Source organism: Streptomyces mirabilis, from assembly GCF_018310535.1.
Classification (GTDB): Bacteria; Actinomycetota; Actinomycetes; order Streptomycetales; family Streptomycetaceae; genus Streptomyces.
On sequence record NZ_CP074102.1, the window covers coordinates 2,027,000 to 2,041,759 of the forward strand.

The following is a 14,760-nucleotide window of genomic DNA, read 5'->3' on the forward strand; positions in this document are numbered from 1 at the left end:
CGGGAGGCGGGGATCCGCTGGGCGCGGCCTCCAGAGCGATGGGCTCCGGGGGTGCGTACACAAACGGCCGTCACACAGCGTACCAGCCTGGCCGGATGCGTCTGTCCGGGTCCCCGAACCTGCCTGGTGACGCGGACGTGGCCACTAGGGTGACCGCACAGGTCATTCGTACGTGGGGAAGGGGCCGCTTGAACATGGCCGAGGCAGCGGACGCAGCGGGCGTAGCGGACAAGGACATCGCGGCGGAGACGGACGCCGACGTCAAGGCGCGCAAGGAGCGGGAGAAGGACGAGCTCTACGCCCTGGACATCTCCGACGTCGAATGGCACAGCGCGCCGGGCACGGAGGAACACGAGGAGCGGGTCGAGATCGCGTACCTGCCCGAGGGCGCGGTGGCCATGCGTTCGTCCCTCGACCCGGAGACGGTCCTGCGGTACACGGAGGCGGAGTGGCGGGCCTTTGTGCTGGGGGCGCGGGACGGGGAGTTCGATCTGGAGCCGGCGCCGCACAACGGGGGGCTCGCGACGCAGTAGGCGATGTGCTCAGGGACGAAGACGGGGAGGGCGGTCGGCTTGTGAGCCGACCGCCCTCCCCGTTCTCGGCTCGGTGATCAGCTGGTCATGGACCGGGCTGCGCCGTACACGTCGAAGACGGCGAGGGCCAGCGGAATCAGGGTGAGCAGTACGAAGCCTTCGGCGATTTCCAGGAAGCGGCCCCAGAACGGGGTGAGGCCGCCGCGCGGCAGGATCAGGCCGAGTGCGGTGACCAGCGCTGCCGCCGCCGCGATCGCCGCGACGAGCCAGATCGTGCGGATGTCGAGGTCCGCACGGTCGCCGGTGAGGGCGTCGCGCACCAGAGCGTGCGGCGGGTTGAGCGCCAGGCCGAGGCCGAGCAGGACGAGGGCGCCGAGACCTGCGGCCAGGACGGGCGCGACCTGGGTGGTGTACCGGAAGAGGTGGGCGCGCATCAGCATGGCGACGCCGGTGGCGAAGGCGAGCAGCTGCCCCCAGACGTTGTCGGAGAAGCCGAGCACCGCCGAGGCGCCGACGGCCAGCAGCGCGCAGCCGCCCACCAGCCCGACGAGGAGTTCGTGGCCGCGGCGGGCCTGCGCCTCGATGCGTTCGGCGTCGACCGGCTCCGGCGGGGCGGGATCGGCACCGTACGCGCTGCGCGGAGCGGCGTTCGGCGGGTCGAAGCCGATCGGCAGCCGGGCGAAGCGCATGGACATGCCCGGCAGGAAGGCCAGCGCTCCCACGGCGACGGGCGCGCACAGCGCGGCGATCTCGGTGGGCGTCCAGTGCACGAGCAGTGCCACGAACACCACGACCAGGGCGACGGCAGAGGCGAACACGAAGGCGACGAACGGGCCGTCCCCACGCGGCGAGCACAGGGTGAGGACCACCGAGGCCACCAGCACCGCGGCGCAGGCGAGCAGGAACTGCAGCTTGCCGATGCCCTCGCCGCCCGCCAGTGACAGCAGCCCGGAGCCTGCCACGCCCACGTTCGAGAGCGCGCCGAGTCCCAGCGCGACGGCGGAGGCCCGGTCGTCGTAGATCCGTGCACGGATCGCGGCAAGGACGACGAGGAGTACACCGGTGACGCCCGCGAGGATGCCGGGCAGGCTGTGCATGTCGTGGCGCGGATCGGCGGTCCAGGCAACGAAGGCGAGCAGCGTCGGCAGGACACCGCCGCCGACGAGCCCCGCGGCGCGCGTCAGGTCGCCGCTCCACAGAGTGCGTTCACGGGTGACCGCGGATGCGACCGCCTCTGACACGTCGTCGAAGACGGCGGGGGGCAGCGACTCGGAGAAGGGGCGCAGGGTGAGGAGTTCGCCGTCGAGAATCCGCTGCGCGGCGAACGACCGCGAGCTGTCGAGGACCGCGCCGTCGCGGCGTACGAGGTGGTAACCGACCGGAGCGCCCTGGGCGGGACTCTGCTGGGAGAGCCTGAGGATCTCCGGATAGATGTCGGCGACCGGGATGTCGTCGGGCAGCGCCACGTCGATCCGGCTGTCGGGCGCGACGATGGTGACCCGGCAGAAGCCGAGGCCCGTGCCCGCCCCGTGAGGGGCTCCGGGTCCCGGCCCTCCGGCTCCGGTGGTTGTCGCGGAGGCCGTCATGCTCACCTGCTGCTCCCCCTCAATGATGGTCCTGCGTCTGGGATCTCGGTCATGCTCTTGCGTCTGCGTCGGTTCCGCGGCCGCGACGGCGCCGCGACTGCGATGGTTCTGGGGCCACGGTGTGAAGGTCCTGCGTCTCTTTGTCCGGACCACTCGGCCAACGGTGCGGCAAGGCGGCGGAAAGAGGTCCGTGCGGCGGGTTCTTGGGTTCCGCACACCACCACATCGCACGGAATGCCCTGTTTTTCCAGCCCTGTTCGCGTGTGCTCAGGCGAACATCCGGCACCCTACCGCCCACCCGTCTCCCATGAAGTCAGTAGTAAGTCAGTAGGATCACGCGGCGGCCTGCGTCCGCCTGACACGGGGCGGCGGGCGGAAGACCCTGGGGCCGGCAAGGGAATTGGTGAGCAGTGAGCCAAATCATCGTCAAGCGCCCACCTCGGGCGCTGCCGTCCGAAGTGCCCACGGAAGAGGTCGTCCTGCAGCCACCGCCGGAGCTTCCGCGCGGGCATCAGGAAAGCGTCCTCATGCAGCTGCTGCCGACGCTCGGCATGGGCGGCTCGGTGGTCTTCTTCTTCACGAACGGGCAGCCGTTCATGAAGATCATGGGCATGGTGATGATCGCGTCGACGGTGGCCATGTCCATCGCGATGGTGGTCCGCTTCCGTCGCGGCTCCCAGGGCCAGCTCGCGGACATGCGCCGCGACTATCTGAGCTATTTGTCGCAGACCCGACGCACGGCCCTGGACACGGGGAAGGCGCAGCGCGACGCCCAGTACTACCTGCACCCCTCCCCCGAGCAGCTGTGGGCGCTGGTCGCCGAGGGCAGCCGGGTGTGGGAACGGCGGCCGGGGGACGAGGACTTCGCCCAGGTGCGCATCGGCCTCGGTCCGCAGTCGCTGGCCACCCCGCTGGTCTCCCCCGAGACAGGTCCGGTCGAACAGCTGGAGCCGCTGACCGCAGGCGCGATGCAGCGTTTCGTGGCCACCCACGGCGTCCTGGACGCGCTGCCGATGGCAGTCTCGCTGCGCGCCTTCTACCACGTCACGGTCAGTGGTGAACCGCAGTCCGTGCGTGCCTCGGCGCGCGCTCTGACAGGTTCCCTGGCCTCGCTGCACTCGCCCGAGGACCTGACCATCGTGGTCGCCGCCGGGCGTGAGGAGCTCTCGCACTGGGAGTGGGCCAAGTGGCTGCCGCACGTGCAGCTCTCCGACGCGGTGGACGGCGCGGGCAGCCGCCGGCTGATCGGCAGTGACTCGCGCGAGCTGGAACAGCTGCTGGCCACCCGGCTGACAGGGCGCCCGCGCTTCCATCCGAACGCCGCTCCGCTCCCGGACGAACCGCACATCGTCGTCGTACTCGATGGCCTGTCGCTGCCGCCGGACTCCGTCCTGGCCACCCCCGAGGGACTGCAGGGGGTGACGGTCGTCGAGGTCGTCCCCGGCGACTTGTCCGGAGCCCGCGGTGACCTCTCCATCGTCGTGCAGCCGCACGCGCTGCATCTGGAGTCCGGGCACGGCATCGTCTACGAGGGCACACCGGACGCCCTCTCGTACGAGTCCGCGGAGGCGCTGGCGCGGCAGCTGGCGCCGCTGCGCGTGGCCTCGGGCGGAGACGACGACGAACCGCTGCTCGCCAACCTGGAGTTCACGGATCTGCTGAACCTCGGAGACGCGGCCTCGGTGGACACCAAGCGCACCTGGCGGGCGCGTTCGCTCGCCGAACGGCTGCGCGTGCCGATCGGTGTCGGCGAGGACGGGCGGCCCGTAATGCTGGACCTCAAGGAGGCCGCGCAGGAGGGCATGGGCCCGCACGGGCTGTGCGTGGGCGCGACGGGTTCGGGCAAGTCCGAGCTGCTGCGCACGCTGGTGCTGGGTCTGGCAGTGACGCACTCGTCGGAGACGCTGAACTTCGTCCTCGCGGACTTCAAGGGTGGTGCCACCTTTGCCGGGATGGCGCAGATGCCCCACGTGGCAGCCGTGATCACCAACCTGGCGGACGACCTGACGCTGGTCGACCGCATGGGCGACTCCATCCGCGGTGAGCTCAACCGCCGCCAGGAGATGCTGCGCGACGCGGGCAACTACGCGAACATCCACGACTACGAGAAGGCGCGGGCGGCCGGGGCACCGCTCCAGCCGATCCCGTCCCTCGTCCTGGTGATCGACGAGTTCAGTGAGCTGCTGACCGCCAAGCCGGACTTCATCGAGATGTTCGTGCAGATCGGCCGCATCGGCCGTTCGCTGGGCGTGCATCTGCTGCTGGCCTCGCAGCGCTTGGAGGAGGGCCGACTGCGCGGTCTGGAGACGTACCTCTCGTACCGGATCGGCCTGCGGACGTTCTCCGCCGCCGAGTCGCGTGCGGCACTGGGCGTCCCCGACGCGTACGAACTGCCGAACGTGCCCGGTTCCGGCTTCCTGAAGTTCGGCACCGACGAGATGGTGCGTTTCAAGGCGGCGTACGTCTCCGGGGTGTACCGCACGGGTCCGACCCGGTCCTCGCTCGGCGGCGCGCTGCCGGTGGACCGGCGGCCGGTGCTGTTCACCGCGGCGGAGGTGCCGGTGCGGTACGTCGCGGTGCCCCAGCAGCGCGAGGAGACGCCGGAGACGGACGACGCCCTGGCCGACACCGTGCTCGACGTGATCGTGCGCCGTCTGGAGGCGCAGGGCCCGGCGGCTCATCAGGTGTGGCTGCCGCCGCTGGACAGCCCGCCGTCACTGGACGGGCTGCTCCCGGGACTGGCCGCGGTGCAGGGGCGCGGGCTCACCCAGCCCGGCTACGAGGGGGCAGGACGGCTCGTCGTACCCGTCGGTCTCGTCGACAAGCCGTACGAGCAGCGTCGCGACCCGCTGTGGGTCGACTTCTCGGGCGCGGCCGGCCATATGCAGATCGTCGGCGGCCCGCAGTCCGGCAAGTCGACGCTGCTGCGCAGCCTGATCGCCTCCTTCGCCCTCACCCACACCCCGCACGAGGTGCAGTTCTACGGCCTCGACTTCGGCGGTGGCGGCATGGCGGCCGTGGCCGGACTGCCGCACGTCGGCGGGGTGGCCTCGCGCCTCGACCCGGAGAAGGTGCGGCGTACGGTCGCCGAGGTGTACGGCGTCATGACGCGCCGCGAGGAGTACTTCCGCTCCTCCGGCATCTCGTCGATCGCCGAGTTCCGCACGAAGCGGGCGCGCGGCCAGATCTCCGTGACCGACCAGCCGTGGGGTGACGTCTTCCTGGTCATCGACGGCTGGGGCAACTTCCGTGCGGACTACGAGGCCGTGGAGGGCGTCGTCCTGGACATCGCCGCACGGGGCCTCGGCTACGGCATCCACCTCGTCCTGACCGCGTCCAGGTCGATGGAGGTCCGGGCGAACCTCAAGGACCACCTGATGAACCGCCTGGAGCTGCGCCTCGGCGACACGATGGACTCCGAGCTGGACCGCAAGGTGGCGGTGAACGTCCCCACGGGCGTGCCCGGCCGCGGCCAGGCGCCGGGGAAGCTGCACTTCATGGGCGCCGTTCCGCGCATCGACGGTCTGACGTCGGACACGGACCTCGCCGACGCGACGGCGGCGCTGGCGACGGAGGTGTCCCGCCACTGGCAGGCGCCCGGCGCCCCCGAAGTCCGGCTGCTCCCGCGCGAGTTCCCGGCGCAGCAGCTGCCTCCGGGCGACCATTCCCCGCAGCGCGGCGTGGCCTTCGCGCTCGACGAGGACAACCTCGAACCCGTCTTCGTCGACTTCGAGCAGGACCCGTTCTTCCTCGTCTTCGGAGAGAGCGAGTCGGGCAAGTCGAACCTGCTGCGCCTGCTGATCAAGCAGCTGACCGAGCGCTACTCGGGCGACGACTGCAAGCTGTTCGTGGTCGACAACCGGCGCTCACTGCTGGACGTCACACCGTCCACGCACCTCGCCGAATACATCCCCATGTCCAACGCCATGGACCACCACATGAGCGCGCTGGCGGAGCTGATGCAACGCCGGACACCCACGGCGGACGTGACCGCACAGCAGCTACGGGAGCGGAGCTGGTGGCGCGGCCCGACGGTGTACGTCGTGGTCGACGACTACGACCTCGTGTCCACGTCGAGCGGGAACCCGCTGGGCGGTCTGACAGAACTGCTTCCGTTCGCACGGGATGTGGGCGTGCGGTTCATCATCGCCCGGTCGAGTGCCGGCGCGGGGCGCGCTGCGTACGAGCCGTTCATGCAGCGGATGAGGGAGCTGGGTGCGCAGGGTGTGGTGCTCGCCGGCGATCCGGGCGAGGGCGACGTCCTGGGCGGGGTGCGGCCTCGGGCGATGCCTGCGGGGCGGGGCGTCTTTGTCTCTCGTAGGCGGGGAAAGCCGTTGGTTCAGACCGGGTTGATGAGTGTGGAGTACTGATGAAGTACACGCGAAAGTCTTCGCACTCGACAGCTCTGAGGCGACACATCTGTTCCATTGGTACGTTGAAGTAGCCCGGCGGCAGTCGGTCCGACGGCCGCGTTCACGGGAAGCAACGGGGAGGATTCGGACGTGGCTTGGGACGAATGGGAGCAGCTGAAGAACCAGGCAGCGCAGAAACCGTCCGCGCACATGCAACTCAATCAGCTGCCGGCCGACGGTGGCGGTGGCAGCACCCCGCAGGGTGATCTGACCGTTGACCAAAAGGATCTCGCCGCGATCGGCGACCGGGCCTTCAAGCTGTGGGAAGACTTGGGCCGTTATGGGCGTGACGCCTGGTCCAGCAGCCAGACTGCGGCGTCGGATCTCAAGACCCAGGGATTCAAACTGGGTGGGGCAGTCGACCGCGTACAGAGCCGCTGGGAAGAACAACTGACGTCGCTCCTCGACGCGTGTGCCCATATCTCCAACCATATGGACTTCACGAAGAAGGCCCATCAGGGCGACGAGTACTACATCGGCGGCCAGATCAGCAGCATCTCCACGCTCGACAAGGGCTTCGACGGGGGGAAGGGTCACTGATGGATCTGGATACGCTCCGTTTCGGGAGCTTCGCGTCGCTCGGTACTGCCATAGCCGACTGGACTCGGGTTGTGGGGAACCTGGAGACCCTTGAGAAGAACGCTCGTGAAGGACTCAAAGGCCTTGCGGACAAAGCCAATTGGGCCGGCGTGAACGCCACTGTTTCGCGCGAGTTCATCACCAAGACGGCGGGCGAGTTCACTGACGCCCACACCGAGGCCAGCACCATCCGTAACATCCTCAAGGACACCCACGAGGAGCTCGTCAGCTACCACGAGCAGCTCAACGAGGCGTTATCACGCGGGCTCAAGAAGAACCTGACAGTGATGGACACCGGCAACGGCTCCTTCACCGTCACCATGAACATCCATCCCGATCGCGCTGCCAAGGGAACCACGGTCCCTGATCACAGCGAACAGGATGTGACCGAGCTGCGCGATGACGTCCAGCGCATTCTCGGCAGAGCCACGCACAGCGACGAGACCGCGTCCGAGGCGCTTCGCGCAATCGTCGAGCAGGCCGAGTACGGGTTCTCCGGCGCCTCGTACGGCGACAGGGATTCTGCGACCAAGGCCCTGGAGGACGCCGAGAAGTACGCGAACCTCATCAAGAACAAGGGAGATTCAATGTCTCCCCAGGAATTTGATGAACTCAACCGGAATCTCGCCGGCTACAAGAACGACCCTCTCTTTCAGGAGAGGTTCGCCACCACCCTCGGCCCGAAAGGGACGTTGGATTTCTGGGCCGACCTCTCCGACCCCTCGGACGGCGGCGATCTGCAGCGGGCGCGCCTCGATCAGCTCGGCGAGTTCCAAAAGAATCTCAGTCTCACTCTCGCAGGAGCGACACAGTCGGATTCCCCTGCGATGCGGCACTGGGAGAACGACATGGTCCAGCTGGGTGACGATCCCATCCAGACCCGTGGAACACAGGTCTACGGTTTCCAGCTGATGAGCAACCTTATGCGGGTCGGGGATTACAATGACGCGTTCTTGAACAAGTACGGTGACGCCCTGGTGTCAACCGAGAAGAAGATGAAGCTGCCGGACCACTACTGGAACGGTGGCGTGGGCGGACCTCCCATGCCCAAGACGAACTTCATGGGCGACGAGTTCGGCCGGGATCCTATGACCGGATTCATGACAGCTCTCTCGAACAGCCCCGACGCCGCCACCGACTTCTTCAACAGGACCGAGCCCCAGGACAACGCTGAATGGGTCCTCAAGGATCGCCCCACATTCGACGACACCCCGCTGAACAGCCACGACGGAAACCAGTCGCGTGACGCGACAGGGAATGCCCTCGTCGCCGCGACCACGGGCGTCAACCCCAACGACCCCCACGCCGTTCCCGTGGAGCACACGGCCGAGAACCGGCACGTCCTCGATCGCTCACTGAAGATCATCTCGGGTGTGGGCGACGACTTCGCTCCCGAGATGCGTGATGACATGGCCAAAGTGCTGGTGAACTACGGCGACGAGGTCAATCACACCGCAAGTTCCCTCGCAGACGATCACAGCGACCCAAGACAGCTCGATCGACATCAGCTGTTGGAAGTGACAAAGCAGGTGTCACGTGATCAGAACGCCTACGGCATACTCAACGACGGCCTGAACCGGGAGATGGTGCGCGACATCTACGCGGACCATCCGAGCGATCCGAAGGAAACGCTGCTCCGGGCAGGGCACACCGTCGGCTTCCTCGAAGAAGCCCGCTATCAGGCCTTGAAGACAGACAAGCACGACCCTTCATGGGACGCCAAGTGGCTGTATCACGGCTTCGGTGGTGCCGTGAACTTCATCCCGGTTGTCGGTGATGCCGCGCAGCGAGGCGTCGACGCCCTTGCCTACCAATGGCAATTGGACGAGCAAGCACGCATCAACGAGGAGACGGCCCGACAGAACGGCGAAGTCTTCACCGCACGGGAGAACCAACTGCAGAAACTGGCCGACCTGTGGATGGACGCCAACCCGAACCACGACAACAACAACAGATACACGATCACATCCGAGATCAACGGCGCCGCCTTCGACGGCAATGGCCGTGCTCAGGGACTGGCAGGCGACCAGTGAACAACGGTACTTCTCTGCTTCCGGGTCGGCTCGCGGTACATACGGGAGGATCGCGGCGCCGTACGCGAAGTGCCGCTGCCGCTGTGACCGTAGTCCTTCTGGCGGCGACAGCTTGTTCGGGATCTCGCGACTACGCGGTCCCGGACAAGGCATGCGGTGTGACCGTCGATTCCGACTCGCTGTCTCCCCTCCTGCCGAACGGGAAGAAAATCACCCAAAAGTCATACGACGCCGGCCCGGAGAGTCCACGTTGCCGTCTACTGGTGGACCAGAACCTGGTCGTCTATCTCTCGGGAGATGTCGTTGCCGGCGACATCGATCCCATCAAGGTCCAGGATCAGGCACTCGTACGCCTTGGGAATCCCGCCACTGCCGACATCGGCGACGAGGCCGTGATCGCCGACCGCGGAGCGATGGCGGTCGCCAGCTGCACCTACAAGGGAAAGCGGCAAAAGTTCGCCGTACTGATCCAGCTTCAGAAGAACGTTCCCGAGAAGACTTCGGAACGGCGCAATGCCCTGCGCTCCTTCCTCCGCTCTTATTTCCCGAAGGCCATGGAGAAGCAGGGGTGCAAGTAGCACAGCGCTATGCAGCGCCGCGCCCCCACGGCTGACGTCACCGCACAGGAGCTGCGGGAGGGCGGCTGGTGGCGAGGTCTGACGGTGTACGTCGTCGACGACGACTACGACCTGGTGTCCCCGTCGAGCGGGAACCTCCTGGGCGGCCCTACCGAGCTTCCACCGTTCGCACGGGCACAGGTCAGGAAGGCGCCGCCGCACCATGGCCGGGTGCAGGCCGACGACGTCAAGACTCACTCACCTGGGTGTCACTGCAGGTCACAGTAATTCGCCGTGGCCAAAGGACCCATCTCGGCTGTGTCCGTGTGAGCGCCCGTGGGTGCCGCTGTGGGCGTCAGCGATAACGGATGACGTGCAGACCACGGATTCCGACCTGGTCGAACGCCACGGCAGAATCCGTGGAACCGTCGACCAGCATCACGCCCTGCGCCGTGTGCACCGCGTTCAGCAGCCGGCCGACGGACTCCCGGCCGCGCGCGTCGACTCGACGGACCCAGATCACGGCTCGGGCTTCGACCGGGAAACCCGAGAGTTCGTCCATCACCGTTGCCCAGTCCGCGTGTTCGGTCGCGGAGAGCACGGGCCCCAGGCCGGACAGCGTGGGTTCGAACCATGCCGCGTAACCGGGAGGCGGCGAGACGGGGAATCCCGCGGATCCGGGAGTCTCGCCGGCATCCCAGCGTTGCAGCCAGGTCCATGGGTCTGAGTTGGGAAGGCCGAACGGAGCAGCAGCTTCCCTGGGTACGACCAGCGCGGCGTCGAGCATGGCGTCCTGCCGGCGTCCGTCGCGCAGATAGCGTTTTGTGTTGCACGCGAAGACCCAGCCGCGCCGGATCTCGTCCTGCGGTGCGGGATCGACCAGTTCGACTTCTCCGTGATATGCCTGGTGCAGCCAGAGCTGCGCCTTGCGGAGCGCGGACGGGTAGTCGTATGCCTCCGCTTCCCAGGGCCGGCGCGGGGGGTGTGCCCGAGGCACGGCTCGCATGAGGACCAACTCGCGCAGCGCGGACCGCTCGAGCTTGGCCAGACCCCCTACCTGGGCGTCCAGGAACACGACCTGGCCCTTGTGGTTGTGCGCGTACAGCAGATTGCCGGTCGCCTCGGCGCCGCCCAGTTCCCGGCGGACCCAGACCAGACCTCGGGTGTCCGGGCCCGGTTCGGCCACCGCCCTGATCACCGAGTCCCAGTCGCTCACTGCCACCTGCTCGAAGGCCGGGAAGTAGCGCCGCGTGAGCCTGGCCCACCAGCCGGGGGCCTCGTCGGACGGCTGCCAGGGCAACGGGGTCGACTGAGCGCCGTCAATGGCGGAGTGCACGGTCACCACGCAACCGCGCGCGTTGATCCTGCGGGCCTGGTCGGCGACCCTCGCGGCCGCTTTCTGCTGGCCGGCCGGGTCCAGGTCCGCGAGGGGATCGCTGGCCGACGGGTGGAACGGCGAACTCCCGTCCTTCGGGACCACGACCGAGGCCGCCAGCATGGGCGTGGCGGGGTAGCCCGGCTGGTTCAGGGTGCGGCAGGCGAACATCCAGGCGGTGGAGGTCTCGTGCACCGGATGGGGGACGGACAGTTCGACGAGGCCGCGGTAGGTGTGGGCCAGCCAGGCCGCGGCCCGCTGGTCGGGGCGGTCCATGTCAGTAGCCCCCGGAGCGCCGGTCGGCGTTCGGCCAGTCGCCCACCTCGCGTCGGCGCATGTACTCGGCCACTGGAAGTGCGGTCGGCGGCCAATGCGCCGCCTCACCATGGTGTGGCACGACGACGACGGAGGTGAACGGCGCATCCACGGGATTCCCCGTCTCGAGGTGCTCCTTCCAGTCGAACCGAATGGCCCAGCCGAAGCCGTACTCCTCGCACTTGTCCGGGAGCATCACCAAGGAAGCCACCTTGTCCGGATACATCGCCTTGACGAATACGGCGGCCAATTCGACTGCTTCGGACTTGCTCAACATTTACTTGACTCCGTCGCGATATGGAATATGGCCGATCGACGACACATTCTTTTCGAGTACTCCCAGGGTCCCGGACTGGCCGTCGAGGAAAACCACTCCGTGCGGGGTGTTCACCGCGTTGAACACATGCGCCGAACCATCGGAGCGGCTGATGTACATGACGCTCCTCGAACCCTCGCCCCTGGCCTGCAGGTCGCGAATGATGTCATCGTAGCTCTTGACCATGTCGTAGTGGCCCTTGGGCCTGTCCTTGAGCCCGAGCACCTCCGGCGGCACGTGATCGGGACTCTGCTTCGGGGCCGCGCTGACCTGTTCGCCGTCCAGATTCCTGTTCACGGCATCCACATTGTGACTGCAGTTCTGGGTGTAGCCGGGATGTCCCGTGTTATTGACGTCCTTGAGCCAGGGAAACTGATCGTCAGTGAATTCCTGGGCGAGTTTCGGATCCACCGAGTCGGCGTGGATCGCCTTCTCGGACACATGGTCCGTGCTGCGGGCGAGATTGCTCCAGTCCTTCGGCGCGGCGGCGAGTTCGTCGCCGTACTTCAGCCCGTTGGTGGCCATGTTCGCCGCACCGGTCTCCACCCCCTCCCTGACCGCGGTCCGCAGGCCGCCTACCGCCAGCCCCGCGCCGTCGGTGCCGATGAGCTGAGGAACGAGCCTGCCGAGGGCTTCCGAGGGGTCCTTCTTGAAGCTGTCGATGAGGGCTTCGGGAACGCGCTCCGGGTGCGCGGCCGTCGAGACCAGACCCGACAAAGTCATGCTGACGTGCTGCAGGTAATCGGCAGGATGAGTGATGTTGTAAGGGTCTTCGGGGTTCAGGCCGCGGACGAAGTTGATCAGTCCCGCGCTCCCCTTGATCACTCCGCCTGTGAAGTGGAGGACCTCGGTGTTGAGCGCGCCGTAGCCGTCGAGCGCGTCGGACTCCAGCCTGTCGAGCGGCGGCGGCTCGGCCGGGGCGTGCTTCAAGGCCGCGGTGATCGCCTGCGTGGCGACACGACCGGCTTCGTCCCGCTGGCGGCGCGCGTCCGCCAGGATCTGGCGGGCGCTCTGGATATCGCTGCGGCCGGGGTCCTTGAACTGCTCCAGGGGCGGCCCGGGGTCCTTGTCCGCCTTGATTGCGGCGTTGTACGCGTCGACGCGCTTGTTGTACGCCTCCACCGCCTGCTCGGAGGCCTTCTTGCCCTTCTTGTACAGGTCGATGGCGTCCTGGGCCTGACCCTGCGCCCACTTGACCGTGTCCGCGTAGCTGTCCAGCGCCTTGCCTGCGGCCTCGCAGGCGTCCGCGGCGTGCAGCCACTTGGGGGGATGCATGGCGAACTTCTCGCGGAAGGTGTCGGCGGACTCGCCCTTCCAGTGCGAGGAGTCCAGCGAGCGCATTCCCTGGCCGACCGAGTCGAAGGCGGTGTGGAAGCCCGTCAGGTGCTTAGCGGCGGCCCGGATGGACGCCGGATCGCCGTGCACCAGCTCGTTCGCCTGGTCGGTCTGGCCGAGCTGCTGCTCTCCGACGCTCGCGCCCAGGTCGGAGGCGATGTTGTCGCCGATGTCCTCGACCTTGTCGGCCCAGCCGTCGGCTCCGACGGCCTCCAGACCGTCTCCGACCTTGTGGGCGCCCCACTCGACGCCCTCACCGACGAGCTTCTTGCCCGCGTCGACGCCGTCCTCGAGCTTGCCCAGCCCGGCGTTGACCAGATCCCCGAGCCCCATCAGCCGCCGCTCCCGCCCTGCTGTGCCTGCTGCTGAGCCGCCGCCTGGGCCCGTTCCTCGGGCGACGGACCGAAGGTGTCGTCCAGCACCTGGTTGTACTCGCTGTCGCTCACCCCGAACGCGCCGTGCAGGTTCTCAGGGTTCAGTCCCATCGGCCCCAGCGTGTGCGAGGTCATCACGTCCCGGCCGGCGTCCTTCCAGCCCTGCTCGCTGTTCTGCAGGGCCCGATCGAAGGACTCCTTGCTGTAGTCGGCGTGCGCGAGCGCGTTGTTCTGGGCCAGCTCGCCCCAGCTCATCTGCGAGATCTCGTCCTCGGAGGCGTTCGGGTTGCCCATCAGCGAGTTCGCGCCGATCTTCAGCGTGCCCTCGACGTACTGGTCAGTCTCGTACAAGGTGCCGGCCGAAAGATCCACGGCCTGGGCGAAGTAGTTGCCCTCGCCCACCAACGCCCGCACACCCCATTCCCAACGCTCGCAGAACGACTTGAAGGCCGATGTCAGCCCGTCGTGGCCCACTTCCAGCCCGGACAGTTCCAGGTTGGAGAAGCCTCGGCCGAACCCGGCCGCGCTGTCGACGCCCAGTCCCTTGAGCTCGCTCAGGGTCAGTGTGATGCCCTGCGCGATCTCGTCCAGCCCGGTCGCCTTGATGTCCTTGCCGGCGCCGTTGTTCACCACGGTCGTTCACCGTTTCCGTTCGCTTCCGCGTCCACCGCCGCCGCGTCCGGCACGATCCCCACCGCCGGCGGCAGGAGCACGCCGTCGTCGCCGCTGCCTACGTCCAGGGCGACACCGCACGGCACGCCCATTGCCGGGATCACCACGTCCAGCAGGCGCCACCCCCGCACCGCCATGAAGTCTCGGCGGCCCGTCGGGGCGTCCTGCGCCTTGTCGAACCTGGCGGCGGCCAACTCGTCGGTGAAGACATGGATCCACCGCACGCCGCCGAAGTCGGCAGCCAGGAATCCCCGGCCGCCGCCGTCGAGCGGAACGAGGGGGACCAGGACCGTGGTGTCCCGGAAGCGGTCGATCGTGTGCCTGATCCGGTCCATCCGCCGCGCTGCCCCGAATCCGTCGGGTTCGACCGCGTCGGAGTGGACGGGTCCGGTGGCTGCCTCGGCCTCCGGGGAGTCGCCCGTGAGGCGCGCCTCCGGCTGCCGCCGGGCGTCCCCGGGCTCTTCGGCGGTGCCTTCCCGCATGGCGTCGGTCACATGGTCCGGGCCGGGTTCGGCGCGCTCGGCGGCTTGCTTCTTCAGTTGCTCCCACTCGTCCCAAGCCACGTGTGGATCCTCATGACGTTTCGAAGGTGACGGCTTGTCTGGAAGGGGCCTCGGTGACGCAGCGCGGGGTGGGCACCTCCCGTGCGTGCCCACCCCCGGTGCCTCCAGCC

General features: G+C 67.8%; 11 protein-coding genes. 5 read left to right on the forward strand and 6 right to left on the reverse strand.

Translation table 11 applies throughout. From position 1 onward, the window contains the following. The first annotated feature begins 194 nt into the window (after positions 1–194). Complete coding sequence (locus tag SMIR_RS08765; RefSeq protein WP_168496250.1) at positions 195–533, forward strand: DUF397 domain-containing protein; 339 nt, start codon at positions 195–197, stop codon at positions 531–533. Positions 534–610: 77 nt separating this feature from the next. Here SMIR_RS08765 and eccD read toward each other — a convergent pair whose 3' ends face one another. Next, positions 611–2,125 (reverse strand): type VII secretion integral membrane protein EccD, encoded by a 1,515-nt coding sequence (gene eccD / locus SMIR_RS08770; protein ID WP_168496248.1) that lies wholly within the window; start codon positions 2,123–2,125, stop codon positions 611–613. Positions 2,126–2,529: 404 nt separating this feature from the next. On the opposite strand from eccD, the gene eccCa reads away from it, so the two are divergent. From eccCa to SMIR_RS43405, 4 genes are all read left to right on the forward strand, one after another. Next, positions 2,530–6,489, forward strand: a complete 3,960-nt coding sequence (gene eccCa / locus SMIR_RS08775; RefSeq protein WP_212726843.1) for a type VII secretion protein EccCa — start codon at positions 2,530–2,532, stop codon at positions 6,487–6,489. A gap of 132 nt (positions 6,490–6,621) precedes the next feature. After that, entirely contained in the window at positions 6,622–7,071 is a 450-nt protein-coding gene (locus SMIR_RS08780) for a hypothetical protein (protein WP_168496244.1), read from the forward strand. Then, positions 7,071–9,143, forward strand: a complete 2,073-nt coding sequence (locus SMIR_RS08785) for a DUF6571 family protein (protein ID WP_212726844.1) — start codon at positions 7,071–7,073, stop codon at positions 9,141–9,143. The genes SMIR_RS08780 and SMIR_RS08785 overlap by 1 nt, the downstream gene beginning before the upstream one ends. Before the next feature lie 263 nt (positions 9,144–9,406). Further along, a complete protein-coding gene (locus tag SMIR_RS43405) occupies positions 9,407–9,721 on the forward strand; it encodes a hypothetical protein (protein WP_248003159.1) in 315 nt (104 codons plus the stop codon). Positions 9,722–10,055: 334 nt separating this feature from the next. Here SMIR_RS43405 and SMIR_RS08795 read toward each other — a convergent pair whose 3' ends face one another. From SMIR_RS08795 to SMIR_RS08815, 5 genes are read right to left on the reverse strand one after another with little or no spacing between them, the layout of a single operon-like run. Next, positions 10,056–11,351, reverse strand: coding sequence for a YrhB domain-containing protein (locus SMIR_RS08795; protein ID WP_168496238.1), 1,296 nt, complete (start codon positions 11,349–11,351; stop codon positions 10,056–10,058). Between the two features lies 1 nt (position 11,352). Beyond that, positions 11,353–11,667: a serine protease gene (locus SMIR_RS08800; RefSeq protein ID WP_168496236.1), complete on the reverse strand. Its 315-nt coding sequence runs from the start codon at positions 11,665–11,667 to the stop codon at positions 11,353–11,355. Continuing rightward, entirely contained in the window at positions 11,668–13,374 is a 1,707-nt protein-coding gene (locus tag SMIR_RS08805) for a putative T7SS-secreted protein (protein WP_168496234.1), read from the reverse strand. Then, complete coding sequence (locus SMIR_RS08810; protein ID WP_348774746.1) at positions 13,374–14,048, reverse strand: hypothetical protein; 675 nt, start codon at positions 14,046–14,048, stop codon at positions 13,374–13,376. Before SMIR_RS08810 ends, SMIR_RS08805 begins: the two co-directional genes overlap by 1 nt. Next, positions 14,042–14,650 (reverse strand): hypothetical protein, encoded by a 609-nt coding sequence (locus SMIR_RS08815; protein WP_168496232.1) that lies wholly within the window; start codon positions 14,648–14,650, stop codon positions 14,042–14,044. Before SMIR_RS08815 ends, SMIR_RS08810 begins: the two co-directional genes overlap by 7 nt. Positions 14,651–14,760: the final 110 nt, after the last annotated feature.